This is a genomic window from Wolbachia endosymbiont (group A) of Pipizella viduata (assembly GCF_964028555.1).
Lineage (GTDB): Bacteria > Pseudomonadota > Alphaproteobacteria > Rickettsiales > Anaplasmataceae > Wolbachia.
The window spans coordinates 609,059-634,221 of sequence record NZ_OZ034787.1 but is presented as its reverse complement, the minus strand read 5'-3'; the positions used below and the strand labels follow the sequence as shown (position 1 = coordinate 634,221).

General features: G+C 35.4%; 22 protein-coding genes and 1 tRNA gene. 15 read left to right on the top strand and 8 right to left on the bottom strand.

Annotated elements, in window-relative coordinates:
- Positions 1–98: 98 nt before the first annotated feature.
- From ABWU50_RS02895 to secF, 3 genes are all read left to right on the top strand, one after another.
- Positions 99–2,042 (top strand): heme lyase CcmF/NrfE family subunit, encoded by a 1,944-nt coding sequence (locus tag ABWU50_RS02895; RefSeq protein ID WP_353276225.1) that lies wholly within the window; start codon positions 99–101, stop codon positions 2,040–2,042.
- 705 nt (positions 2,043–2,747) lie between these two features.
- The gene (locus ABWU50_RS02890) at positions 2,748–2,876 is read left to right on the top strand and encodes a hypothetical protein (protein WP_353276223.1); all 129 of its coding nucleotides are present in this window, start codon (positions 2,748–2,750) and stop codon (positions 2,874–2,876) included.
- A gap of 503 nt (positions 2,877–3,379) precedes the next feature.
- The gene (gene secF / locus ABWU50_RS02885; RefSeq protein ID WP_353276221.1) at positions 3,380–4,255 is read left to right on the top strand and encodes a protein translocase subunit SecF; all 876 of its coding nucleotides are present in this window, start codon (positions 3,380–3,382) and stop codon (positions 4,253–4,255) included.
- Between the two features lie 6 nt (positions 4,256–4,261).
- On the opposite strand, the gene ABWU50_RS02880 is transcribed toward secF, so the two are convergent.
- Positions 4,262–4,777: a TIGR02281 family clan AA aspartic protease gene (locus ABWU50_RS02880; protein ID WP_353276219.1), complete on the bottom strand. Its 516-nt coding sequence runs from the start codon at positions 4,775–4,777 to the stop codon at positions 4,262–4,264.
- Between the two features lie 134 nt (positions 4,778–4,911).
- On the opposite strand from ABWU50_RS02880, the gene yidC reads away from it, so the two are divergent.
- The 3 genes from yidC to nusB are packed head-to-tail and all read left to right on the top strand — an operon-like array spanning position 4,912 to position 7,509.
- Entirely contained in the window at positions 4,912–6,621 is a 1,710-nt protein-coding gene (gene yidC / locus ABWU50_RS02875; protein WP_264732069.1) for a membrane protein insertase YidC, read from the top strand.
- A complete protein-coding gene (locus tag ABWU50_RS02870) occupies positions 6,599–7,027 on the top strand; it encodes a 6,7-dimethyl-8-ribityllumazine synthase (protein ID WP_264736115.1) in 429 nt (142 codons plus the stop codon). The genes yidC and ABWU50_RS02870 overlap by 23 nt, the downstream gene beginning before the upstream one ends.
- Positions 7,027–7,509, top strand: coding sequence for a transcription antitermination factor NusB (gene nusB, locus ABWU50_RS02865; RefSeq protein WP_353276216.1), 483 nt, complete (start codon positions 7,027–7,029; stop codon positions 7,507–7,509). The genes ABWU50_RS02870 and nusB overlap by 1 nt, the downstream gene beginning before the upstream one ends.
- A 234-nt stretch (positions 7,510–7,743) precedes the next feature.
- On the opposite strand, the gene dut is transcribed toward nusB, so the two are convergent.
- Together dut and ABWU50_RS02855 are read right to left on the bottom strand one after the other, a co-directional pair.
- Positions 7,744–8,205, bottom strand: coding sequence for a dUTP diphosphatase (gene dut, locus ABWU50_RS02860; RefSeq protein ID WP_264688252.1), 462 nt, complete (start codon positions 8,203–8,205; stop codon positions 7,744–7,746).
- Between the two features lie 149 nt (positions 8,206–8,354).
- Positions 8,355–9,161 carry a YgfZ/GcvT domain-containing protein gene (locus ABWU50_RS02855; RefSeq protein ID WP_253309649.1) on the bottom strand — a complete coding sequence of 269 codons (807 nt, stop codon included), beginning with the start codon at positions 9,159–9,161 and terminating at the stop codon, positions 8,355–8,357.
- Between the two features lie 174 nt (positions 9,162–9,335).
- Between ABWU50_RS02855 and ABWU50_RS02850 the strand changes: the two genes are divergently transcribed.
- The 5 genes from ABWU50_RS02850 (at position 9,336) to ABWU50_RS02830 (ending at position 16,860) form a co-directional block, all read left to right on the top strand.
- Positions 9,336–9,626, top strand: coding sequence for a co-chaperone GroES (locus ABWU50_RS02850; protein WP_353276214.1), 291 nt, complete (start codon positions 9,336–9,338; stop codon positions 9,624–9,626).
- 100 nt (positions 9,627–9,726) lie between these two features.
- Positions 9,727–11,376 carry a chaperonin GroEL gene (groL, locus tag ABWU50_RS02845; RefSeq protein ID WP_353276212.1) on the top strand — a complete coding sequence of 550 codons (1,650 nt, stop codon included), beginning with the start codon at positions 9,727–9,729 and terminating at the stop codon, positions 11,374–11,376.
- A gap of 567 nt (positions 11,377–11,943) precedes the next feature.
- Positions 11,944–12,447, top strand: coding sequence for a protein-disulfide reductase DsbD domain-containing protein (locus tag ABWU50_RS02840; RefSeq protein WP_353276210.1), 504 nt, complete (start codon positions 11,944–11,946; stop codon positions 12,445–12,447).
- A 262-nt stretch (positions 12,448–12,709) separates the two neighbouring features.
- The gene (locus ABWU50_RS02835) at positions 12,710–14,044 is read left to right on the top strand and encodes an alanine/glycine:cation symporter family protein (protein ID WP_353276208.1); all 1,335 of its coding nucleotides are present in this window, start codon (positions 12,710–12,712) and stop codon (positions 14,042–14,044) included.
- Positions 14,045–14,163: 119 nt separating this feature from the next.
- Entirely contained in the window at positions 14,164–16,860 is a 2,697-nt protein-coding gene (locus ABWU50_RS02830; protein ID WP_353276206.1) for a hypothetical protein, read from the top strand.
- A gap of 265 nt (positions 16,861–17,125) precedes the next feature.
- Here the strand turns inward: ABWU50_RS02830 and ABWU50_RS02825 are convergent, their stop codons facing one another.
- Together ABWU50_RS02825 and ABWU50_RS02820 are read right to left on the bottom strand one after the other, a co-directional pair.
- The gene (locus ABWU50_RS02825) at positions 17,126–17,566 is read right to left on the bottom strand and encodes a hypothetical protein (protein ID WP_353276204.1); all 441 of its coding nucleotides are present in this window, start codon (positions 17,564–17,566) and stop codon (positions 17,126–17,128) included.
- A gap of 65 nt (positions 17,567–17,631) precedes the next feature.
- Positions 17,632–17,707, bottom strand: a tRNA-His gene (locus ABWU50_RS02820).
- A gap of 150 nt (positions 17,708–17,857) precedes the next feature.
- Here ABWU50_RS02820 and murJ point away from each other — a divergent pair.
- The 4 genes from murJ (at position 17,858) to ABWU50_RS02800 (ending at position 22,886) form a co-directional block, all read left to right on the top strand.
- Positions 17,858–19,354, top strand: coding sequence for a murein biosynthesis integral membrane protein MurJ (gene murJ, locus ABWU50_RS02815; RefSeq protein ID WP_341822730.1), 1,497 nt, complete (start codon positions 17,858–17,860; stop codon positions 19,352–19,354).
- Complete coding sequence (locus tag ABWU50_RS02810; RefSeq protein ID WP_182182675.1) at positions 19,347–19,565, top strand: hypothetical protein; 219 nt, start codon at positions 19,347–19,349, stop codon at positions 19,563–19,565. Before murJ ends, ABWU50_RS02810 begins: the two co-directional genes overlap by 8 nt.
- Positions 19,562–22,114 (top strand): AsmA-like C-terminal region-containing protein, encoded by a 2,553-nt coding sequence (locus tag ABWU50_RS02805; protein WP_353276202.1) that lies wholly within the window; start codon positions 19,562–19,564, stop codon positions 22,112–22,114. The genes ABWU50_RS02810 and ABWU50_RS02805 overlap by 4 nt, the downstream gene beginning before the upstream one ends.
- Positions 22,115–22,211: 97 nt before the next feature.
- Entirely contained in the window at positions 22,212–22,886 is a 675-nt protein-coding gene (locus ABWU50_RS02800; protein WP_353276200.1) for a hypothetical protein, read from the top strand.
- A gap of 302 nt (positions 22,887–23,188) precedes the next feature.
- On the opposite strand, the gene ABWU50_RS02795 is transcribed toward ABWU50_RS02800, so the two are convergent.
- The 3 genes from ABWU50_RS02795 to ABWU50_RS02785 all read right to left on the bottom strand — a co-directional run bounded on the left by ABWU50_RS02795 (position 23,189) and on the right by ABWU50_RS02785 (position 25,081).
- Complete coding sequence (locus tag ABWU50_RS02795) at positions 23,189–24,373, bottom strand: phage portal protein (RefSeq protein ID WP_353276198.1); 1,185 nt, start codon at positions 24,371–24,373, stop codon at positions 23,189–23,191.
- A gap of 235 nt (positions 24,374–24,608) precedes the next feature.
- Positions 24,609–24,782: a type II toxin-antitoxin system RelE family toxin gene (locus ABWU50_RS02790; RefSeq protein ID WP_353276335.1), complete on the bottom strand. Its 174-nt coding sequence runs from the start codon at positions 24,780–24,782 to the stop codon at positions 24,609–24,611.
- Positions 24,783–24,847: 65 nt separating this feature from the next.
- A complete protein-coding gene (locus ABWU50_RS02785) occupies positions 24,848–25,081 on the bottom strand; it encodes a DUF6290 family protein (RefSeq protein WP_010081986.1) in 234 nt (77 codons plus the stop codon).
- Positions 25,082–25,163 lie beyond the last annotated feature (82 nt).

The window sequence follows — 25,163 nt, the reverse complement described above, 5'->3', positions numbered from 1 at the left end:
CGGGGGCATTATGCTAGCATCAATAGCAAGCGTCAATTAACACTTTAATTTCTAACTTGTCATCAGTAATATTATTTATATAAAAACTATAATTTTTTATGCCTGAACTTGGGAATATATTGCTATTGGTAGCCTGCTTATTGTCTTTGACATATTTGTTTTTACCGCTTAGTTCTTGTCGGTTTATTACCACTGCCATATTTTTTTGTGTATCAACATCAATGGCTATTTTGATCTACTGCCACATTACAAATGATTTCTCACTCGAAAACGTATATTACCACTCACACACAACAAAACCTTTGATCTATAAGATTTGTGGAGTTTGGGGAAATAAAGAAGGGTCTATGTTGCTTTGGACATTAGTGCTTACCTTTTACCTATTTCTGATGGGTATTTTTACTGATAACGACAGTAAATTGAAGAAAGTATCCTTGATCACCCAAGGCTTGATTTGCTTTTGTTTTTTACTGTTCACTTTACTTGAATCCAGCCCCTTCACTAAAATGCCAAGCGTTGAAAAAGATGGATTGGGTTTTAATCCGATATTGCAAGATATAGGCCTTGCTATTCATCCACCGATATTATATTTGGGGTACCTTGGATTTAGCGTTCCTTTTTCGCTCTCTATAGCTGGATTAATTGCAAATACTGAAGGAAATGTTTGGGCTAAAATTGTCAGGCCTTGGGTACTTATTTCTTGGTCGCTGCTCACTTTGGGCATCAGCTTGGGTAGCTGGTGGGCATATCGCGAACTTGGGTGGGGTGGATTTTGGTTTTGGGATCCAGTGGAAAACGTTTCTTTGATACCGTGGCTAATTGCAGTGGCGCTGACACATTTGTTGCTCGTTGTACGAAATTTCAATACTTTAAGGAATTTCGCTATTTTACTTACGCTTACAACTTTTATATTGAGTGTAACTGGAACATTTCTAGTCCGCTCAGGAATACTCACCTCAGTGCACACGTTTGCAGATGACTCAAGGTATGGACTGTATATATTAGCTCTACTTGGTGTAATTACAGTCAGTAGCTTAGTAATATTTGTAGTGTTTACGAGAAAAAATCGCACATCTTTCCAGTGCTCGACATTGGAATCCAGAAAGAAATCTGCTACTCAAGTGACAGAGGGTAGAAGATTCTTTTCACGCCTTACGATGATGCTGATGAACAATTTATTATTTATTACTGCCTTTTTCATTGTGTTCGTTGGCACTTTATACCCTACAGTGCTTGAGTATTTAACCGGTGAATTAATTTCAGTTGGAGCACCATATTACAATTCTTTATTTAATCCTATTGCACTGGCTATTCTAGTGCTCACCATGATCGGGCAATACTGCCGTTGGCAGGGAAATAGTCTATTGCCAATATTTCGTGAATACAGATTTTCATTCTGTAGTGCTGCAGCTATTTTGCCGTTTATCTTTCACATGGAGCTAATAATTGTGCTATCAATTACTATCTCCATAGCATTATTAATCTTTGTTTTAGAAGCATATAGTAAAAGAATTTGTTTATTTAAGGTAGCATTTGGTGAATCAATTTTATTAGCAAGAAAAGTTTCTAAATCCTACTATGCAATGATGGCAGCTCATGCTGGAGTGGCAATTTTAGTGCTTGGTATAGCTTATTCAGTTGGTTGGCAGGAGAAAAAAGAAAATTACTTAAAAATAGGGGATAGCATAACAGTCAATAAATTTAAAGTTACTTTGCAAAATATTGAGCTAATAAAAGAAAAAAATTTCCATGCAGTGAGAGGTACAATGGATATTAGGAATTTGCTGAATAATAAGATATTGGGTGAGATAACCCCTGAATATAGATTTTACCTTGTGGAAGGTCAGAAAAATGTTGAAAGCAGTATCTACCACAATTTATTTTCTGATATTTATGTTGTAATCGGTGAGATTGATAAGAGTAAGAGCAAAATCGCAGCTAAAGTGAACTATAAACCTGGAATGTCTATAATCTGGCTTGGATCCTTTCTCATCGCTTTTGGTTCGCTCCTTGCTGCTTTTCCTTTATTGAGAAGATTTTAATAGGACTCCTTTATACTATAACGAAAAAACTTCCTTGACAAACTCCGCCAGCGCCCTTATCATGGTATTGAAGGTATTCAGTTATCTTCATCTGTGCAGATTAAACAGCAAGAAAACAACGTAGTTGGCGTCTTATTTTTAATTTTTTGCACTATGTGCACCTTATGTCTTCACAATATTTCTAGGTTTTTACCTACACAAGCTGAAACGCGCTTATAAGTCGTTTAAGACAGTATAGTACGCCAATTTGCAGGATTAGAGAGTGACAACTAGCTAACGCGGGGTTTCTTTTGCCTTTTTTTCTGCTTAGTGAATTTCTTAAACATTTATAGCTTAAGTTAGTTGCACTTAAAAGCAGCTAAATTGCAGTGTTTAAGACTTAAAAAACGCCAAATACTGAAAATAGACAATGACTAGGGCTTCTTTTGCCTTTTTTTTGTTTGGTAAATTCCTTAATATTTATAGCTAAACGACAACCGTCATCCCGCTACGTGTTAGCGGGATCTCTTGTTAGCAGATGAGATACCGCGGCGGTATGACGATTCGCGGCGGTACGACGGTTCGCGGTGGCATGACGATAACTTCGTCATTCCGCTATGTGTTAGCGGCTAAGAGATACCGCGGCAGTATGACGGTTAAGTAGGGTGTCATCCCAGTACTGGGATGAAAGGAGAAGGTATTAGGATGACACCGTCATAAAGTAAAATGAGATCCCAGTGTCACTCACTGGGATCTCATTATAAGGGCACTGGGATGACAGAAGAAGGCACTGGGATGACGGGGGAAGGTACTACCTTGACAACCGTCATCCCGCTGCTTGTTAGCGGGATCTAGAGATACCGCGAATGAATCGCGGTATGACGGTTCGTGGCGGTATGACGGTTCGCGGCGGTATAGTAATTCGTCATCCCGCTACTTGTTAGCGGGATCTATGTGAGATACCGCGGCGGTATGACGTAGAACCGCTGTCATTCCAGTCTGGAATCTAGTTCTTATTGTACATTTACTTAGTGTAGAGTTAAGTTTCCTGGATCCAAGTAGTCTGGGCACTGGGACGACACCCTTTTGGATGGAAACCAGTGTCAGCTACTTGAATGACATCATAGAGGTTACTTGCATGACATCATAGGGACACTGCCGTCATAAAGGAACCAGTGTCAAGCTACTTTGATGACACCTTGTATCTTTTTTCTGCTTAGTTTGGGTTATGCAAGAAGTCTAATGTTCGTATAGTTGTGTGTCAGCTACTCAGATGACAGAGAAGTCCAATCACAGAATAAACTAGTGAATTTTTTGAAAAGTATATAAAATTCAAGTGATTATTTTAAGTAAATAGCATGGCACTTAGACTCATTCCAGATAATCTCGATATCAAGTTTAGTAAATATAGGGATTTGACTGCACTCGTTAGCATTATTTTTATCATCTTTTCAATGCTCACTGTTGTGCTGCGTGGAGTGAACTTAGGCATAGACTTTGCAGGCGGAATTTTGATAGAGATAAAATCTTCAGATGAGAATCACTCTATTCTCGATGCATTAAAAGAAAATGGTTTTACAGTGCAGAGTTCAAAAGCGGGTGATAATTTAGTCATGCGTTTTAAAGATGAAGGAGATGAAGATAAAATCAAAAAGATAAAAAGCATACTAGAAGAAAAGCTAGGTAGCTCAATAAGCTATCGTAAAATAGACTATGTTGGCCCACAAATAAGCTCAACACAAATATTTGAAGGAATGTTATCCATGTTGATCGCGATTGTTGGAATATTTTTTTACGTTTGGTTTAGATTTAATTGGCAATGTGGATTCAGTGGAATAACAGCACTGATTCATGACGTGATTTTAACTATTGGTTTTATTAGCCTAACTGGCATTGAGTTTAATATTTCATCAGTTGCAGCTCTCCTCACTGTCATTGGTTATTCAATCAATAACTCAGTAATTATATACGATCGGATTCGAGAGTATTGCAAGAGTGGTAAAAGTGGGCGGATGAGTGAGATAGTAGATGCAAGTATCAACGCTACATTATTTCGCACTATATTAACCTCGGGTACAACCCTTCTTGCTGCTCTTCCTTTGACATTAATCTGCACAGATGCAGTGAGAGACTTCAGCTTGATCATTTTTTTTGGTATTTTGATTGGCACTTGTTCTGCAATATTTATTTCTGCTCCTATATTAACCTACAGAGCTTTGATAAGTAGATTGTAGAAGTGTTTAGTCGCGGTATAATATCAACTTATTATCTCTTATAGTGAAATGAAAATACCTTAAAAAGCTCATTCCAAGTAGTGAATAAGACATAGAATGAGTGTTAACGCTCGCCTGTACATCATTAACTAAAAAATTCCCTATTTTAACCTGAGGGATGTGAACAACACCAGCTTTTATTTGACCTTTAGCAGTTTCATATATTTTAAAATCCTGAACGTTTTGTAAGTTAATACCAACATGTAATGCGTCTTTTTGTGATAGAACAATATCGGTTGCTCCGGTATCAAGCAAAAACGTTATATTGCGATCATTGACCTGAGCCTGAATATAAAAGTGTCCATCGTATGATTTCGTAAATTCGATACTTCCACTATTCTGACCACTATTCTGAATTCTCCCTTTATATGGTAAAAAAGTACTGAGAAATCTGTCGCTTAGTTTGTCCCTTTGTGAATCAATAAGCATTGAAGTGGCAGCTATTATTAGTAACCAAATAACTAGATTTTTCACCGCGTTCATATTGTTAAAATTTGAAGCTATTAAAACAAATTTTAAAGATTAGCGTTAAAAGTTATTATTAAAAATAAGTAAATTTTATTGTTTTAGTACAATATTTAATATACACTTTAAGAAGATATGTTTGATTTAATTTCATGTCAGAAGCAAAAAGTTTAATTTTAGCAGCTATCCTTTCCATGTTGATCATGGTATCTTGGCGCATTATTTATGATAATTTTTTTAGTGCAAACCAAAACCAGCCATTGATTGAAAATATTGAACATATCGAATCTTTTAACGACCTTGCTCCTATAATACACCAAAATCGTTCTGAAATTATTAATTCCACTCGAGAACAGAGGGTTAGTTTAACCAATAACATGATTAAAGGATCAATTTCTTTGAAAGGTGCAAGGTTTGATGACTTAATCTTAACTAACTACCACTTAGAACCGAGTTCTTCTTCTCCACAAGTGGTGTTACTGTCACCTGCAGAATCAAAAGATGTATATTTCGCAGAATTTGGGTGGCTCGATCCGAATGAAAAGATTAAAGTTCCAGATTCTAAAACAGTCTGGCAAGCAGATAAACTCAATCAAAAAGAGGTCAATTTATTTTGGGATAATGAAAATGGCATTTTATTTAGAATGAAAATTAGCCTTGACGATAACTACATGTTTAAAGTTGAGCAAATTATTGAAAACAATACAAAAGATAATGTAGTTTTGGTTCCTTATGGTAGAATTAACCGTAAACGTGACAATATCAACGAATCTTATTGGATATCCCATGAAGGAGTACTGGGTGCATTTGATAATAAACTAGAGGAGTGGACATATAAGGATATTTCCAAAAAACATTTAATAAAAGCAAGCACGAGTGAAAAAAATTGGTTTGGTTTTGCTGATAAATACTGGCTTACAGCCATCATACCTGAGAAATCCGATAAAATAAATGTAAGCATTAAGCATACTAACGCTAATGATATTGATAAATTTCAAGTAGATTTTGTCAAACCTTATAAGAGCATACTTCCTGGCGCAAGTGTTTCTAATGTGAATTATTTTTTTGCTGGAGCAAAAAAGTTGAATTTACTGGATTCTTATAAGGATACTCTCAATATACCTTTGTTTGATAAAGCTGTAGATTTTGGTGTTCTTTATTTTATAACCAAGCCAGTGTTTTTACTGCTTGAATATTTTAACTTCGTTTTAAAAAATTTTGGCTTAGCAATATTATTGCTGACTTTAGTAATCAAACTTTTGATGCTTCCCTTATCTAATAGATCATATATTTCGATGTTCAAGGTGAAAAGCCTGCAGCCTGAATTAACTCGTATAAAAGAGTTGTATAAAAATGACAGCTTAAAGCAGCACAAAGAGACAATTGCGTTGTTCAAGAGAAACAATGTAAACCCAATGTCGAGCATTTTTCCCATGCTAATACAAATACCGGTATTTTTTGCTCTATATAAAGTATTATTTGTTACTATAGAGATGAGACATGCTCCTTTTTTTTTATGGATTAAGGATCTTTCAGCTCCTGACCCAACGAACATCTTTACATTATTTGGGTTGTTTAATTATAACTTTCCTATTTCTATAGGCATTTTACCTATAATTTTCGGTGCCACCATGATAATTCAGCAGAAGCTAAGTGAGAAAGATCAAACCAATAAAGATGATATTCAAGTAAATGTTATGAAGTTTTTACCTTACATTTCTGTCTTTATTTTTTCTTCTTTTCCTGCCGGCCTGGTAATATATTGGATATTTAGTAATATTATAACTTTAATTCAACAATCATTAATAAAGTTGTTTTTAACGAAAAAAGTGGTAGTAAATGTCGAAAATACTAATAGTTAATTCAATTTATTATGCTGAAATAGCAAACCTTTTGCTTGAAGGTGCAGTTGATAGATTAAAAGAAAGTCATGCAAGCTATGACATAATTGAAGTTCCTGGTGCATTTGAGATACCAGCTACAATTCTCTTTGCAGTAAAAAGCAAGAATGCTAATTATGACGGTTATTTAGCTCTTGGGTGCGTGATTCGCGGTGAAACTGATCATTATCAATATGTTTGTAAAGGAGTAATCGAAGGCTTAAATGAAGTTATCATGCATTATGTAATGCCCCTTGGTATGGGCATAATTACCGCTGACAGCAAAGATAAAGCACTAGTTAGAGCTGACAAAAACAAAAAGAACGTTGGTGGCCATGCAGCCTCAACTGTTTTGCATATGATAGATTTACACAATAAATTAAAATAATGGAGGAAAAACCAGTAGATAAAAAGTGGCGCATAAAAAGAAGTACGGCAAGATTTCTTGCTGTACAAGTTGCTTATTCAAATATTTTTGTAGGTTACAACAAAAGCACTTTTAAATTGGAAAATTGTGAACTTAAGGACTACATAAGTAAGTTGAAAGATATATTTGAATGTGAAGAATTTGAACATCAGTTCTTAGAAAACTTGTTATATAAGGTTATAAAAAACAGTGAAGAATATGATAAAATAATAGAGTCTTATTTACATCCAAGCTGGTCCCTTTCACGGTTAAATCTTATAAGCTTATCTATTTTGCGTGTTGCAATATGTGAGTTAGCTAATTGTGATACGCCAGTTCCAGTTGTCATTAATGAATATACTAACATTGCATCTGATTTACTTGATCAACCAAGCGAAATTGGTTTTATTAATGGGTTATTGGATAAGGCAAAAGATGCAGTTAAATTAAATAAAAATCCTTAGCAATTATAGCCAGCAAACACAGGGTGTCATCCGAGTAGCTGACACATAGCTGTATGAACATTGCAATTTGCGTGGCAGGTGGTGTCATTCCAGTCTGGAATCCAGCCTTTTCATAATCATCAAAACGTTGTATTTTAACATAAAATGGCTGCTTTTATGCTTACCAACTTAGTAAAATTCCTGGATCCCAGTGTCAAGCACTGGGATGACACCATAGTCAAGCTTTTTCGTAAGTTACCTGCCACTTGAGCCAAAGCCCCCTGCATTGCGACCGGTTTCTTCTGTGCAGAATTCTTCTCTGTCATCCCAAATTACCTGAGATACAGGAGAAATAAGGATTTGTGCAATTCTATCTCCTCTTTTTATCTCATACGACTGATTACTTAGATTAATTAGGCAAATCTTCACCTCACCTCGATAATCAGAGTCTATAGTGCCCGGAGAATTTAAGACAGTAATTCCATGTTTTGCAGCAAGACCAGAACGTGGGCGGATTTGCCCCTCAAAACCGTTTGGTATTGCAATCACAATTCCAGTTGGAACAAGTAATCTCTCAAGTGGATTTAAAACAGCAGAGTCATTCAATGCAGCATAAAGATCCATACCAGCACTCTGCGTAGTTGCATAACATGGAAGAGACAAGTCTTCTCCGTGTGATAATCTTTTTATTTCTACTTTAATTTTACTTCTTTGCACTCCAATTTACCAACTATGAAGATCCAATTATAGCATGTAAATTGTATCTGCAAAAGTAATAAATGTTACATCGTAAATGATGTCATTCTAGTGCGTGACGCTAGGCCATAAAATAAGTTTTTCGTTTCTATATGCGCTACCTTAAGACTTTAATTATACAACGTCTTAACGCACTTAACCCCATCGACATATAAATTTGCATGACTTTTTTGAGTATTAAGCAATGCAAGTCCAATGTTGTCTACACTAGAGCGCAGTTCCCCTATTTCCTCATTATTTTCATTTGTCACTTTAGTGCCAATATCTGGAAGTGCGTTATCCCCCTCAACAAGATAAAGTTTTCTTCTGAATATTTCTTGTCTGCTCATTCGATTTACGACTTCCTGACCTACGTAACACCCCTTATTAAAGCTTATACCGTTTGCCTTATCGATTAAATATTGCAATGGGAACGATGAATTTTGTACCATATCTTTTGCTCCATCTGGGACAAGGTTTTTAATTCTAACTTTTTCATACTGAATAAAATCTCCAACCGGTTCTTTTATTTCATCTTTATGTATGATCCTCATTCCTAGCAGCTTGTGCCTTGGATCTTGAAAAATAACTTGTGACTTACTACTACACTCCGCCAACTTAGTATCAAACAAAACTCCAACCTTATATAGTGCACTAATGTCTTTAATTTTCACTCTCAAATAAGTTTTAAGTAAATCTAGTTTCTCGATTATTTGCTGTAAGTGCACATTTTCGCACTCTAAGAAAATATATCTACCATATTCAATAAGAAAAAAATCATATAGGTATTTTCCCTGAGGGCTAAGCAATAAAGAGTAAATAGCTTTTTGGCTATCTAGCTTATTAATATCATTGGTTATAATGCCCTGCAGAAAATCTCTAGTGTCAGGCCCATATAGCACTATCACACCACGACTTAAGAATGGTATATAACTCATGAAATCTCCATAAATAAATCTAAATCTTATTATATAACATTAGGCTCTTTTAGAAACTGCTTTTGGCGTACATATTTTATAATGGTGTGCATATTTTACAAGCTCCAGCCCTTGAAATCTAACTTACGAGTATATATATAAAGTTATAGGTTAATTTGTTGAGAGGAAAAGCAAATGTCAAATGTAAGTTTAAATGTATTGGATGATAGCGTGCTGATCAAGCCTATTAGCGAGGAAAAGCAGGGTGGAATTATGCTTCCATCAAGTGCTGAAAAGAAACCTACTAAAGGTGAAATTGTAGCAACTGGTGAAGGTTCACGCAACTCAAATGGCGAACGCATAGCTTTAACTGTAAAGGCTGGTGATAAAGTATTCTATCGTCAATGGGCTGGTACAGAAATAGAACATAATGATGAAAAGCTTATCGTGATGAAAGAGTCCGATATACTTGCTGTCATTAAATAGCAGTCTTTATTTTACTAAATTGAAACAAAGCGCAACATGGCGCATTGTAAATGGTTTTATTATAGTTTTCTAAATTTTTTATTAACAAGAGGTGATAAAAATGACTAATGTAGTAGTATCAGGTGAGCAGTTACAAGAAGCCTTTCGTGAAGTCGCAGCAATAGTGGATTCAACGGTAGCAATAACTGCGGGACCTAGAGGAAAAACAGTAGGGATTAATAAGCCCTATGGAGCACCAGAAATTACAAAAGATGGTTATAAGGTGATGAAGGGTATCAAGCCTGAAAAACCACTAAATGCTGTAATAGCAAGCATCTTTGCCCAAAGTTGTTCTCAATGTAACGACAAAGTTGGTGATGGTACAACAACGTGCTCAATATTAACTAGCAGCATGATCATGGAAGCTTCAAAATCAATTGCTGCTGGAAACGATCGTGTTGGTATTAAAAACGGAATACAGAAGGCAAAAGATGTAATATTAAAGGAAATTGCATCAATGTCTCGTACAATTTCTCTAGAGAAAATGGATGAAGTAGCGCAAGTTGCGATAATCTCTGCAAATGGTGATAAGGATATAGGTAACAGTATCGCTGATTCCGTGAAAAAAGTTGGAAAAGAGGGTGTAATCACTGTTGAAGAAAGTAAAGGTTCAAAAGAGTTAGAAGTTGAGCTGACTACTGGCATGCAATTTGATCGCGGTTATCTCTCTCCGTATTTTATTACAAATAATGAAAAAATGATCGTGGAGCTTGATAATCCTTATCTATTAATTACAGAGAAAAAATTAAATATTATTCAACCTTTACTTCCTATTCTTGAAGCTGTTGTTAAATCTGGTAAACCTTTGGTTATTATTGCAGAGGATATCGAAGGTGAAGCATTAAGCACTTTAGTTATCAATAAATTGCGTGGTGGTTTAAAAGTTGCTGCAGTAAAAGCTCCAGGTTTTGGTGACAGAAGAAAGGAAATGCTCGAAGATATAGCAACTTTGACTGGTGCTAAGTACGTCATAAAAGATGAACTTGGAATCAAGATGGAAGATCTGACACTTGATGATCTTGGTACTGCTAAAAATGTTAAAATTACTAAAGATAATACCACAGTTGTCAGCGAAAATAGCGATTCTGACAGTGTGAAAGCTAGAATCGAGCAGATCAAATCTCAAATTGAAACTTCAACTTCTGATTATGATAAAGAAAAGCTAAGAGAACGTTTAGCGAAATTATCAGGTGGTGTTGCTGTGCTAAAAGTTGGTGGAGCAACTGAAGTGGAAGTTAAAGAACGTAGAGATAGAGTTGAAGATGCGCTGCATGCAACAAGAGCTGCAATTGAAGAAGGCATAGTTCCAGGTGGTGGAGTTGCACTTCTTTATGCTTCATCTGTTCTCGACAAATTAAAAGGTGCAAGTGACGAAGAGCAAATAGGCATAAACATTATCAAGAAAGTTCTCAGTGCTCCAATTAGAAGGTTAGTTAAAAATGCTGGTCTTGAATCTGCTGTTATCATTGACTATTTGATTAAGCAGAATGATAAAGAGCTTATATACAACGTTGAGGCTATGAATTACGCTAATGCATTTACAGCTGGTGTGATTGATCCAGCAAAAGTGGTGCGTATTGCTTTTGAAACAGCGATATCTGTTGCGAGTGTGCTGATTACTACTGAAGCTATGATAGTTGATGTACCAAGCAAAGAAAATGCTTCATCTCCTATGGGCGCAGGAGAAATGGGTGGCATGGGTGGATTCTGAGTAGAGTGAAGCCGTGGAGCAATTGCTCCACGGTAGTTCCAAAAAATCTCACATTTTACTATTCGTTAAAGGTAATACGTTTGGTGCAGAAAGGCACTACTGTTTGCATCCGTTTCACCCCTTTATATTGTGGTTGTCTAATAACAAAAAGGCAGCATAAGAAACCTATAATCCCTAGTATATTTATACTATAGCTGACCCAAGCAACACGTCATACCGCGATTCATTGACGGTATCTCTTGGCATAGATCCCGCTAACACGTAGCGGGATGACGAGCTTATTGTCATGCTGCCGCGAACCGTCATACCGCGATTCATTCGCGGTATCTCATCCGCTAACACGTAGCAGGACGACAGCAATCCTACGTCATACCGTGATTCATTCGCGGTATCTCGGCATAGATTCCGCTAACAAGTAGCGGAATGACGAATTTGTCGTTTTTTAGATTGTTGTAAGTCAGTTTAGCTATAGCATAATGCTATATTAATAAATAATCTATATAATGCTATTAAATATAATAATTAAAATCTAAATCACTTTCTCTATAAAAGGAGAAATTTAACTTAATGAAAATATATATATATTTAATATTGTTTTTATTTTTTTCTTGCGCTCAACTATATGCTGACGAGGAAATTGCAAAATTTGATTTACTTATTGGCGAGATAAATGAAGCAAACCTCACTCTTAAAGGTGCAATAAAGGTTACAGTAGAACCAGGCTGGCACATATATTATAAAGATCCTGGAGATTTCGGTCTTCCCACTTCTTTTGATTGTAAGGGTAACACATTAAACATAGATATTTACTGGCCTACTCCAAAGGAACATAGAGATAAAGTAGGAAGAGAGATATTTATCAGTAACGTATATAAGGATATGGTATTATTTCCCTTTAAGATGAATGTGTTTTCAAATCAAGGGTATATTGACCTTAACTTCCATATAAATTATGCGATATGTAAAGATAGGTGCATCCCTAAAAATGTTGAGATAAAAACCAGGCAACCACTAAAGGATTTTATAGATTCTGATATCAATAAACTTATAAATGAGTGGTATGAAAAATAGGGTTCTCATGGGGTAGGTGTCATTCCAGTGCGTGACACTGGAATCTCATTTACTTTTTTGTTCACTATGTGAGGAACTTGGGCCTACAAGTATATAAACATAATGGTTTCGCATAAAAAATTTAGATCCCAGTGTCACGCACTGGGATGACAAGAAAGGAGCGCTAGGATGACAGGAACGAAGTCATACGAACTCTAATAGAAAATAGGTTAGGTATTTTCAATTTTTGTTGTATACTTAAATAAAAATCTCACTTTTACAGATGGATACAGTAAAGTTTGTTTTATTACTGCCAACAATATTACTCATGCTAGTTGCTGGTGTTTACCTATCGGTTAAACTAAAATGGCTACAGATATTTAGATTGCCGTACGCCCTTTCACTCATTGGAGTTAAAAGAGGGGAAAATAAATTTTCTTCTATAGCCGCCCTGTTTACAATCTTAGGGGGAAATTTAGGAGTAGGAAACATTTCAGGAACTGCTGTTGCTCTAAAAACCGGAGGACCGGGCTCTATTTTATGGATGGCAATAATTATTGTTATCACTTCTGTGATAAAATATGTCACTTGTTATCTAAGTATAAAAACCAGAAAGGAAAAGAACGGACGGTTTATAGGTGGCCCTGTAGTCTACATGGCTGATGCATTTAATTCTAGAAAAGCTACAATTGTGTTTCTGGTTGTTATGATGATGGTTTCAATAACAGTTGGTAACCTTGTTCAGGTAAATTCTCTATCAATACCACTTAACATGATAGATGTGCCTGTAGTCATTGGTGGCATTGTAATGGCCATAATATTTTTTGTTGTTGCAGTTCTCAGCTTAAAAAAAATTAAAATTTTTATATCGGCTATGATACCGATAATGACGGTAAGTTACCTCACACTTTGCGGTATCATATTATTTAAGTTTAGTGAAAATATCCCTCCTTCTCTAAAATTAATAACAAGCAATTTTTTGACAGCTAGTAGCTTTAACTCTGGTTTATCTCTAGGTTTGATTTTAGAAATGTTGACTATTATTCAAGTCGGAACTTTGCGAGGTATTTTTGCAACAGATATAGGGCTTGGCCTCGAAGGAATCGTACATTCTTCAATTGTTCCTAAGAAAAATAATAATAAATTTATTATTGAGCAGAGTCTAATTACAATAATATCGCCTTTTATAGTTGCATTTATAGTGTTTATTACAACAATGGTACTGCTTGTCACAGATTCTTGGGTCACTGATTTAGAGAGTACTAACATGTGCATATTTACTTTTAGAAAAGCTATGAATTGGCCCTATATTGACTATTTAATTATGGCCATAATGTTTTGTTTTGCCTTTACTACTATTTTTACTTGGTTTTTTTGCTCAAAACAGACAATACGCTATGTGTCTATGGATAATAAATACACTAAAATCTGGATTGTAATTTTTACCATGATCATTCCGCTTGGTGCGATAGGTAAAGTCCGGTTGCTATGGGATGTCGCTGATATCTCGATTGCTGCTTTGTTGTTTATCAACATACTTGCTATACTCAAGCTAACTTCTAAAGATCCAGAAGTATTCACTATGAGCAACAGATATTTAAAATTAGGCGCCAACTAAAAGTTGCCATCTGAGTAACAACACAACCTTCCTTAATAAAAATTCAACCAATGCTCGTGATAATTATATTAGCTAGTATTAGCTAGAACTAAAGGCAGAGGGTTATTAGTGAGGGGTATATGAATACTAACAATATACAACAAAAACACATTTATAATGAGCGCGTTCAAGAATTTTTTCCTTTATTTGATGAAATAAAAAAGGAAGACGACCTAATTTATAATGTTAGAGTTGATTTTAACACAGTAAAGTTTTTAACAGAACACGCCGACTGGAATTGGGACGAAGATGAAAACAAAAATAAAGCATGTGGAGTTATTCTTCAGGAATGCAACAAGACAGCTAGACAAGAGCTTGAAGATAAAGCTAAAGAAGAGTTGAATAAATATATTACTAGTGCTAATAACATTAATGATGATGTTGAAGATAAAAAAGTTTCAATATACGGTAATCATGCCAGTATTACACTGGAGGATAACAAGAAAGAGTTCAAAATCAGCGAATTTTTAAACAGTGATTTTTGTCAGAAGAATGGAATCTCGGGATTTTCAACGTTGCATAGTGATGGAAAGAGCGGAATGCATGGTTTTGTTGCCGAGGAAGGAGGGAAAAAAATAAGACATTATGTCGTAACCGATGGTTCATATGAGATGACTCTGAAATGGTACGCGAAAGGGGAAGAATGCAAGATCAAAATTAAGATTGATGCTAACGGTGTAGACCTTGTTAAAGGTGATGATTTTTCTCTAGAACGGTTAGAAGCGAATCAAGATGTAAAAATAGGTGGTTTATTCTTGCATGAAATAAAATTCAGGGAAAAAGGAAAAGTGAATGAGGTGCAACATGACGGAAAAGACAATCAAGTCCTTAACAAATCATCTGAAATCGCAATAAAAAGTAACAGTAGAGATATTGAGCAAGAGGTCAAAAAACCTGTTCAAAAACACCAAGCTACTCATATGAATCGAGAAATTGGGTCTCAGACCCCTTCGCTGCCACCACTTAGAACTACACCTGAAAAAGATGTTTTCAATGAGCAAGGGAGTGGAAGCCAAAAACCAGATGGCTTGCGCGGAAATGAGCAAACACCTAATAATCAGCAAAAAGGTGCAACTTCTGATCCTTCGGACAGTTCTACTTTCACCAAGTCTGTAAGCCACAATCAAGATAATAGACAAGAAGATGAACGGTATGACAATCCTACATTTGGACATGCTGTACCTGGAAGCCAAAAACCAGATAGAAGTGAGCAAACACCTAATAATCAGCAACAACCTAAAACCCAGCAACAAGAAGGAAATAGCAAAGGCGATCTATTACAAGACATCAGAAATTTCAAGAGAAACAGCTTACGGCGCACTGGTGTTGTTGATGGTAGCGGAGCATCAATGGAAGGAGGCAGGAAAAATGAATCAACGTCTTCTATATTAGAAACATTAAAGGACAAAGTTCCTTACTTGCCTTATTCAAATATACATGAACATGACAGTGATAACCGTGGTGCTAGTGATGCTGAGTGGGAAGAAAGTAAACAGCCACTTTCTGTTCCAAAACCCAATAGCAAAAGTGACTCGGGCTATTCACCTCAAATTCATGCTCAACCTCAAGTAGATCCTGAGCAGCCAAAGAGGAGCTTAGAGAACATTGAACAAAGTGACCAAACTCCACCTGAAAATCTTCTTAAAGAAATCAGAGATAGATCACAGCAAGATAATAGAGGATTAAGGCAAGTTGATCCTACTGATAAACTGTCACAAGATAAAGAAGATGGGTTGCTAAAAGACAGTTCAACAGATGTAAAAACAAACGATTCGGGCTATTCACCTCAAATTCATGCTCAACCTCAAGTAGATCCTGAGCAGCCAAAGAGGAGCTTAGAGAACATTGAACAAAGTGACCAAACTCCACCTGAAAATCTTCTTAAAGAAATCAGAGATAGATCACAGCAAGATAATAGAGGATTAAGGCAAGTTGATCCTACTGATAAACTGTCACAAGATAAAGAAGATGGGTTGCTAAAAGACAGTTCAACAGATGTAAAAACAAACGATTCGGGCTATTCATCTCCAACTCATGCCAATCATGGACAATCTCAAGTAAATCCTGGACAGTTAAAAGCGAGCCTAATGAATGTTGAACAAAGAGATGACACTCTACTTACGGAATTTACCAGTAAGTTGGATAAAGAAACTCAGAAGTTCCCACTAAAACCGGTGGATCAAAAAGGAATTAGTGAACAAACCAAAGAACATTTATTAGCAGCAGGATTGCTAAAAGACAGTTCAACAGATGTAAAAACAAACGATTCGGGCTATTCATCTCCAACTCATGCCAATCATGGACAATCTCAAGTAAATCCTGGACAGTTAAAAGCGAGCCTAATGAATGTTGAACAAAGAGATGACACTCTACTTACGGAATTTACCAGTAAGTTAGATAAAGAAACTCAGAAGTTCCCACTAAAACCGGTGGATCAAAAAGGAATTAGTGAACAAACCAAAGAACATTTATTAGCAGCAGGATTGTTAAAAGACAGTTCAACAGACATAAAAACAGTGGCAGAACAAGAAAACAATGACACTAATTCAATTGTAGATAAAAATAGTAATCTATATAAATTACTAGAGAAAGATGAAGCACAACTGAAAATTGGAGTAATAGAAGAAGAAAGAAAAGATACTTTAACGGAACACACTGATAGTTATGATCGCAATAGAATTGCATTAGGTAACAGAAATAAAAGGCCACTGGATTGGACTAAACGTATTGCTGAGTCACAACAAGAAAAAGATACCAATAAAGGTATTTCAATATAAATTGAGGTTAGGGAATGTTCAAAAAAGCATACGCGTCAAGTTAAGGCCCAATATAGCACCATTCTGATACAATGTTGAACATTTTTTTTTGCATTTTGAATTCTATGGTATTTTGTTTAACATTGAAGCAAGAGTCCAGGCACTGCCTTTGTGTTTGAGGCAAAACCGGCTATAACACTTAACACACTGCCTTTGCAAACAAATGTTCGTACAGCTATATGCTGCACACTAGAATAACAGAAAGCAGAAACCTTACTTAATTGGTTTAAGGTGATTCGTACCCCTTCCCTTTTAAAGAAAAACACTCAACTATAGGAGAAATAATATATTCATTCACTTTTTTAGCAGCAAATGATGTAGCTATGATTGCAAATATCCCTGCAATTGGCGCTATTACTCCTATTGTTGCACCTACTAAAGCTGCAGAGCCCATTCCAAGCATTGCACCAGGAAAAATAGCAGTTGCGGCTGCAGCAAGGCCAACTCCAATTGCAGCGCTTGCAACTCCTAAAACGGCCATATTGAAAAGATCTTTCTTGGAGCATTCTCCTTCGCATATATCACATGCAGTCAATAATATTACAGGAACGTCAGCAATAATTCCACCTATAACCAAAGGTGACAAAGCTGTGAAACTCAATCCCAAACCTGTAAGTGCACCTATTACTGATGCTACACCTAAAAGTATTAAATCTCCTTTATCCATACAACCTCCCTAATTAATTGATATATTACCATTTGTTCATATTTCTGTAAAGCAGAAAATTTTAGTGGGGCGAGCGACCAGGATCGAACTGGCGACATTCAGTACCACAAACTGACGCTCTACCAACTGAGCTACGCCCGCCAAGATATAAAATATCTAACATACGAGCGCAAATAGTCAATTGATTATTTAACTCTCCTTTTGTAGAGGGTTTTAAGTTTAGCCAATAAATATTTTCATTGATACTTTTACTATTATAGTTAATTGTATTGATACTAATAAAGTAGTGGTATGTTTAAAAGTATTTTCACATTTAGTTTTTTTACGGCTATTTCAAGGATCTCAGGGTTAATAAGAGATGTATTGATTGCTACGGTTATTGGTGCAAACTCTCTTGCAGACATATTTTTTTCTTCGTTTCGTTTTGCCAATCTATTTCGCGCATTTTTTGCAGAGGGAGCATTTACCACGTCCTTTATACCGTTATATTCAATAGAATCACACGATGATAAAAAGGCATTTAATTTTGCAAGTAGTGTAATATCCATTACGTTTATTATCTTAGTAATTTTTTGCCTTATCATGCAAACTTTCTCCCCTTATATGATTCAAATTTTTGCTCCTGGATTTGACCAAAGTAAGTTTACCCTTACTGTTACTTTATCAAGAATTATGATGCCCTACATAATCTTTGTTTCAATTGCATCACTTATTGGTGGAATGCTGCAAGTAAAGCAGCATTTTGCTTCAACAGCTATTGCACCAATCGTTTTGAATCTCTGTTTAATCATCAGTTTGTTTGTGCCTTACATAAAAACTCCAGCGCACAACCTTTCTATAGCTGTCCTTATAGGAGGAATTTTCCAGCTACTTTTGATACTATTTAGTGCATACAAGTTAAAGGCAGCTTTTTCTTTTAGCCTTGAATTAAGCAATGAAGTAAGGTTGTTTTTTAAGCGTGTGATACCTGCAATTATCAACAATTGTGTAACTCAAATAAGTGTATGGATTGACACAATCATGGCGAGTTTTATACCAAATGCGGTGTCCTATATATATTATGCCGATAGACTAAATCAACTACCGCAGGGAATAATCGGTACTGCAATCGGTACAGTGCTTCTTCCTTTAATTTCAAAACAGGTAAATAATACTGAAAATATAGTCAAAATACAGAACAAGGCTCTCAACATAGGATTAATGTTAATTATGCCAACAACTGCTGCCTTTATTATTATTCCCGACATAATTTTACTTACGCTTTTTTCTTACGGCCGGTTTGATCATTATGCAGTGCAGCAAACTGCTCCCACGTTAATAGCATTTTCTCTTTCTTTACCTGCATTTATTATAAATAAAGTATTGCTACCCACGTTTTTTGCTAAAGGCAATCTAAAAATACCAACTATGTTCTCACTAATGTGCCTTGGAATTAATGTAGTGCTAAACCTTTTGTTAATGAACGAGTATCAGCACACGGGGATTGCTATCGCTACTTCCGTTTCCACTTGGATAAACTCCATTCTATTAATTAGTTATTTAACAATAAATAAAATGTATAAGGTTAGCCAAGCGTTATTGTTAAATATCATGAAAATTTTTGTAGCAACGGTAGTCATGTCAATAGCCCTTTATATTTTTAATTCTTTGTTGGCAGGATTATTTTTTGATAAAATATTGGCTCGTATTGTTTATTTAACGACTTTAATAGCTTTGAGTGTTATTGTTTATTTTGGTATTCTCTATTTAATGTTTAGAGGAAATTTGAATAATTTGAAATATGTATAAACTAGATCTTTTGCTAAAGGAACAGCAAACGGTGTCATCCCAGTGCTTGACACTGGGATCCAGATATAAAAATATTTGCAAATTATGCAATAGACAACAGATTCTAGGAGCATACGCTGAAATAATGCTCATGATGAAAATAAGATGGATCCCAGTGTCACGCACTGGGATGACAAGACGAAGAGATGCCGGAATGAGAGGTCTACTATGAAACTTTCTTTATACGCCATATTATCAATTTCTTTAGTATTAGTCCTTCTTCATGTTGCCGCAGTTTTTAAGGATTGGAGTGACTACAGGGAATATATCATAAAAGAGTTAGAGGAGAAGTATGATGCTAAAGTGCATATTGGAGGGAAAGTTGAAGTTTCACTCATTACTCCAAAGCTCACTATTCATAATGTATATATACAATACAACGAAAATAAAGAGCAAAAGCTATCAGATTTAATTAGTGTAAGAAAAATTGAAATAAGGCCATCGTTCCTATCGTTGCTTTTATTCTCGTTGCAACCAAAGTCAATCACATTGTTTGGCATGAAAAGCAATAAAGAAAATTTAATTAATATTATAAATACAAAAGCCAGTGGTAACACAGTCGATATAGTAATAAAAGACAGCCAAGTAAGTTTTAAGAATGATTTCGCTAATTATAGCAGCATTGTTAATATAAAGGAAGTTGCTGTAAAAAAAAATAGGCAATTCTCTGGTAAAGTAAAGGTAGGTGATAATAATTACGATTTTTCAGGAAAGGTTAATATCACAAAAAAGAATGCATACATTAGTGTTGAATCAAATTTTGTAAATTTGCTATTTACAGGTAATAGAAATCAAGAAGAACTCCAGGGTAATTTAACACTAACGATTAATAATAGTTCCGGTTCTGTGAGTGATTTAGCAAAAATCATTAATCTTAGCTTTCTCTCTTGTGTTATTCCTAGTGACAATATTGAGATATCATCTAATATCAACCTCGATGAAAATGAGTTTACGGTAACTGACTTGAAAATTGATTCCAAAAGCATGCAAGCCAGTGGTACAATACAAAATGATAGAAAAGGCGATCACACTAATCTCAATATTAGCTTCAGCAAAGTTGACTTAGATTCCATACAAAATGATTCACAAAGAACAACGAATATGAAAGACCTTCTGGAATGCTTTAGAGCAGTTGTGCCAAAGAACTTGAGCTTAAATTTTAATATGGAAGCTTCTAACATTCAATATCAAAACAAAATATTGGACAATTTCCGTGCTGTACTAAAATCCACTGATGGCAAAGTAAAAGTTAATACGCTTCTTAAATTTCCTGGAATCAATAATATATCTTACTTATCAGGAGAGATCTCAAACAATAATGTCCTATCTGAATTCAACGGTGATTTGTTAGTAGAAGGAAATGATTTTGAGTCGTTCATTTCATGTTTTTTCCCTTCTATAAAGATGAAAGAAAACCAGAAAAATCAATTTACACTAAGTTCTAAACTGCACCTTGCACCAAGAATATTATCTATCTCAGACATTAGACTGCTAAATAATAAGGAATCCTTGCAAGGGTCAATTAGAGTAAGCCACACAAAAAAACGCAGTGTGATTGATGGTAAATTTAGCATGCATAATCTTGATGCAGACAAATATTATCATTCATCATTTAGCAGTTTATCTAAAATGCAACGGCTGAAAAATTTTCAGTATGATGCAAATATAAAGGCCAGTGTTAATAACCTTACATTGAATGATACGAAAATTAAAAATTTGGATTTTTTGCTGAAAATGGAAAAAGGTAAGCTCGTTGCAGATAAAATAAAACTATCTGGAGAAGATTTCGATATTACCGGTAATGCAAAAATATTAGTAGATCAAAAATACGCCAAACCTTTATTAGATGTGAACCTTACGGGCAATAAATTTAATGGAAATATCTTTAAATTACCAAATTTAGTAGAGGTAAAAAGAAATTCAAGAAATGAGATAGATCAAATTCAATGGTCAACAAAGCAGCTTGATTTTTTGGATGACAAAGAAGGCTTTGATGCAAATGTGCAAATCAATACTGCAGAATTTAAAACCGAGCAGAATGTTTTGAAAGATTTTAATTTGGATGCGGTAATGAGAAACAACGTTATCACTATCAGGCAGGCAAGTTACGTATTAGAACACGGGCAAGTGTTTTTTCAGGGTTATTTAAGATCAGACTCAATGAATACAAGATTTTCTATTGTAAATTTGGACACTAAAAAGATTGGTAAGGTTATAGGAATTGACAATGTAAATGGTCAGATAAGCTTAAGTGGTGCAATCAAAACTCAAGGAAAAAGTTTTCATGATTGGGCTAATAGCTTATCAGGAGATGTAAACTTACAAGCGCAGGGAATAGAAGTTACTAATGTAGATTTCAATTCATTTATCGCTAATTTGTTAAGCAGTAAGAATAAGTCTGAAATTTCCACATTTGCTTATGTTGATATATATAATGGCAGTACATTTTTTGAAAATATTAGCGGAAAAGCAAGTATTAAGAGTGGTATATGTTCAACTAGTTTACAATTCGGGATTGATCAAGCATCAGGGTCGATCTCTTCTAATTTAACCTTATCTAACTTCGCTTTAGCTTCTATATTCAGGTTCTTTTTCATACCACCAAACTATAGTAATCCAATCTATATCGATATGCATTTGGATGGCCCTATTTGGCGTCCTAAGATGAGTTTTGATGTAGACCAAATCTTCATCGCTCTGGTTGGCAAGAGGAATAGTTAATTTACTAACATCTGTTTATAAGAGTCATATGTGCTTGACACCTGGTTAATATTAGGTTAATATATTGATATGAGCGTTAAGTTGTAGGTAAAAAAAAATGTTTAGTATGTTTTCGAATCTTTTTGGCAGAAGTTCTAATAATCCAAGTATTATTGGAAGTAATGTAGAAGTTAGCCCTATAAAAGAAACAGTGACTCCTGTAGATATTGATGAGGGTTTTGAAGAGATTGATCTTGCAGAAATCGATGAGGAAGAATTTTTCGAATGTACAGCAACACAAGAAGAACTAAATTCGTTGCTTGAATCTGAATCACAAGGTAAAACTATTTCTTATGCCCTTAAGCCATTGCTTTATACTGCAAAATATGAAGCTAAAGCGCTATCAGCAACAACGGTAGTTGTATCGTACGCCTTAAATGGGGCTTCATATGGTATAGCTGGTATATCTTATATTCCTCATGGTGGATCAAAAGTGCTTAAAAAATGCAAAGGAGAAGATAAAAACACAGTAGGGTATAAAATTACCACTTCTTCTCAGAACTTACTAGATCTTACGTCAGGTGCTATATATACTGTGTCATATGTACCATATGGTGCTGGAGTAGTTTTAAATGGAGTGTCTGGTATAGCGAATCAATTAGATTCCTCTTTATCTCCTAAAAAAATAGAGCAGATCTGCACTAAATCAGATTTGTTTGTAGACAACTTATCCAGTAAATTAAAGGGAATAAAAATAGAGAATTTTTCACAAGCTCTAGCGGTAGCTTGTTAGGCGTGTACGGTTTAGGAGACAATAAACTCATCTGAACAGATATCTTCAAGCATATCTGTTCAATGGTGCGGTAGAAAATGGTTGCGCAGACAAAGTTGCTATAGCTAGTGCAACCCTAAGTCATACCGCCGCGGCGCTAACATGTAGCAGAATGACGAACCCTCGGTAAACCCAAAACTATAGGATAAAATAGACTAAATATGGTGTAATTTGGCTGATTTTTTTAATATTTTACAAATTACAAAGCAAAAACTTAAACTCTTTTAAGTTGTCTTTTAGCCGCACAACTGAACGGATCAAACTTAACCTAACTCATCACCACCTGGCAGTGGTGGCAAGCCAAATGCTTCCCTTTTTTCATTGAGTGTCATAAAGCTTGCGTTTTCTACGTATTTCCACAACTTTTGCCTCTTTTCCATGAGAATTTCTATTGCATCTTTGTCGTACGACAAGCACAGATCCTCGCCAAATTTTGGTGTTAGCCAAGAATTCAGGTGACAGATAATATTTTCTAGCGTTGGTAAAACCGTCTGTTCCCAGAGGGATAAGCGTGCTTCGACTAAATTGCTATAAGTGTTATCACCTGGTATGCCAAGCAACTGCGGCGGGACGCCAAAAGCCAGGGCAATATCACGAGCTGAACTGTGTTTGGACTCAATAAAATCCATATCCCTTGGTGATAAGCTCATTTCTTTCCACTCCAAGCCTCCTTCAAGCAATATCGGTCTTCCAGCATTGACAGAACCTGAATAATGATCATTTATTTGCTCTTTTAAGCGTTGGTACTGCTCTTGACTTAAACTTCCACCACTCCCGTCCTTCGCTGATTTCACAACTATTGCACCACTTGGTCTTGCCCCATTTTGCAACATCGCTTGATTCCAAGCACCCGCCTGATTATGCTGATCTATACTGTATGCAGCTGCCTCAATTGGTGATAATCCATACCAATCATTCAAAGGGTTAAAGGTCTTTAGGTGCAACACTGCTGAACGTCCGGTTAGTTTATCAACTTTAAAGTCATAACCGTTGTTATTTATGGTATAACGATAGATATAAGGAACGTTATTTCTCCCTGGAACAATTTCAACCCTATCAGGACGCAGAAGATAAAGCTCTGTTGGTGGTTTTCTATTGTTCTGCGACTCAAACATCAATATATAAGAATTGCCGTTAACTAACCGATAAGTTACAATCCCCTCAATAAATTCCGATTTTGATGTCATTGGATTAGGAGAATAAAGTAATTTCAGTAATGGATGGGCTTTTAGTTGCGATTTTCCCTGTTCAGTAAGCCGGCAGAGAGTAAAAGGTACCGAAGATGCAGCACTTGCAATCATATTAATTGCTCGAAAGGCAATAACATTTTTTATGTAACCTTCCTCAGCAAAACTTACATAATCACGCTTACTCCAACTTGGTTCCATCATTAGCTGCAAAGCAGAATATTCACTGCTTTTCTTTCTTTGAAAAATGTTGAAATTCATATGTGCCTCCTAAAAAATTGAATTTGTGGTAGAATTATATCAATTGGTGTCACAGGAAGGATATACTAACGTACGAACATTATGTTTGAGAGCAATCTCTACACAGTAGTTAAATGGCAGGCACAATAAGGGGTAGCAAAAAGAATGAGCTTTTTTTTTGAGCTGAGCGAAGCCACCTAAGGTAGAAAATGAATCAGGAAGGAGTAAAAATATATTTAATGTTTATATGATGTACTTACTTATAAATATCTTCTCTGTGTCCTATCTCTGTGATAACCACTTCATATTTTATAATATTTACGGAATAGATAACGCGATAATCACCTACCCTTAATCTTCTTTGTCCTTTAAATCTGTAATATAATGGCTCACCAAGGTTAATGGGATCAATTGTAAGGCGCTTATTTATCGCATTTATGATCCTTAATCTTATTGTTTTTGGAAGAGCTGGAAGGTCTTTCTCAAGAACGCTTTCTATGAAGATAATATTGTATTCCAGTCTACATCCTCACTTCTAATTTTCTTTACACCTGAAACATTACGTTTAGCAGCACGCTCAATTAGTATTTTATCTTCCTCATTTTCAATTGCTTCTTGTATTAGCTTCTCTGTTAGTTCTTTAATGGACTTATTTCTTATTTTAGCTAGTCCAGCAAGACACTCTGAAATTTCGTTGTTGAAAGTTATGCTAAATTTTGAGTTTGCCATATGTTTTACCTAAAATCTACTAATAATTATACAACATTTTTCTGAATTTTTCAATAAAAAAAGTTGCCTATACGTAAAGAGG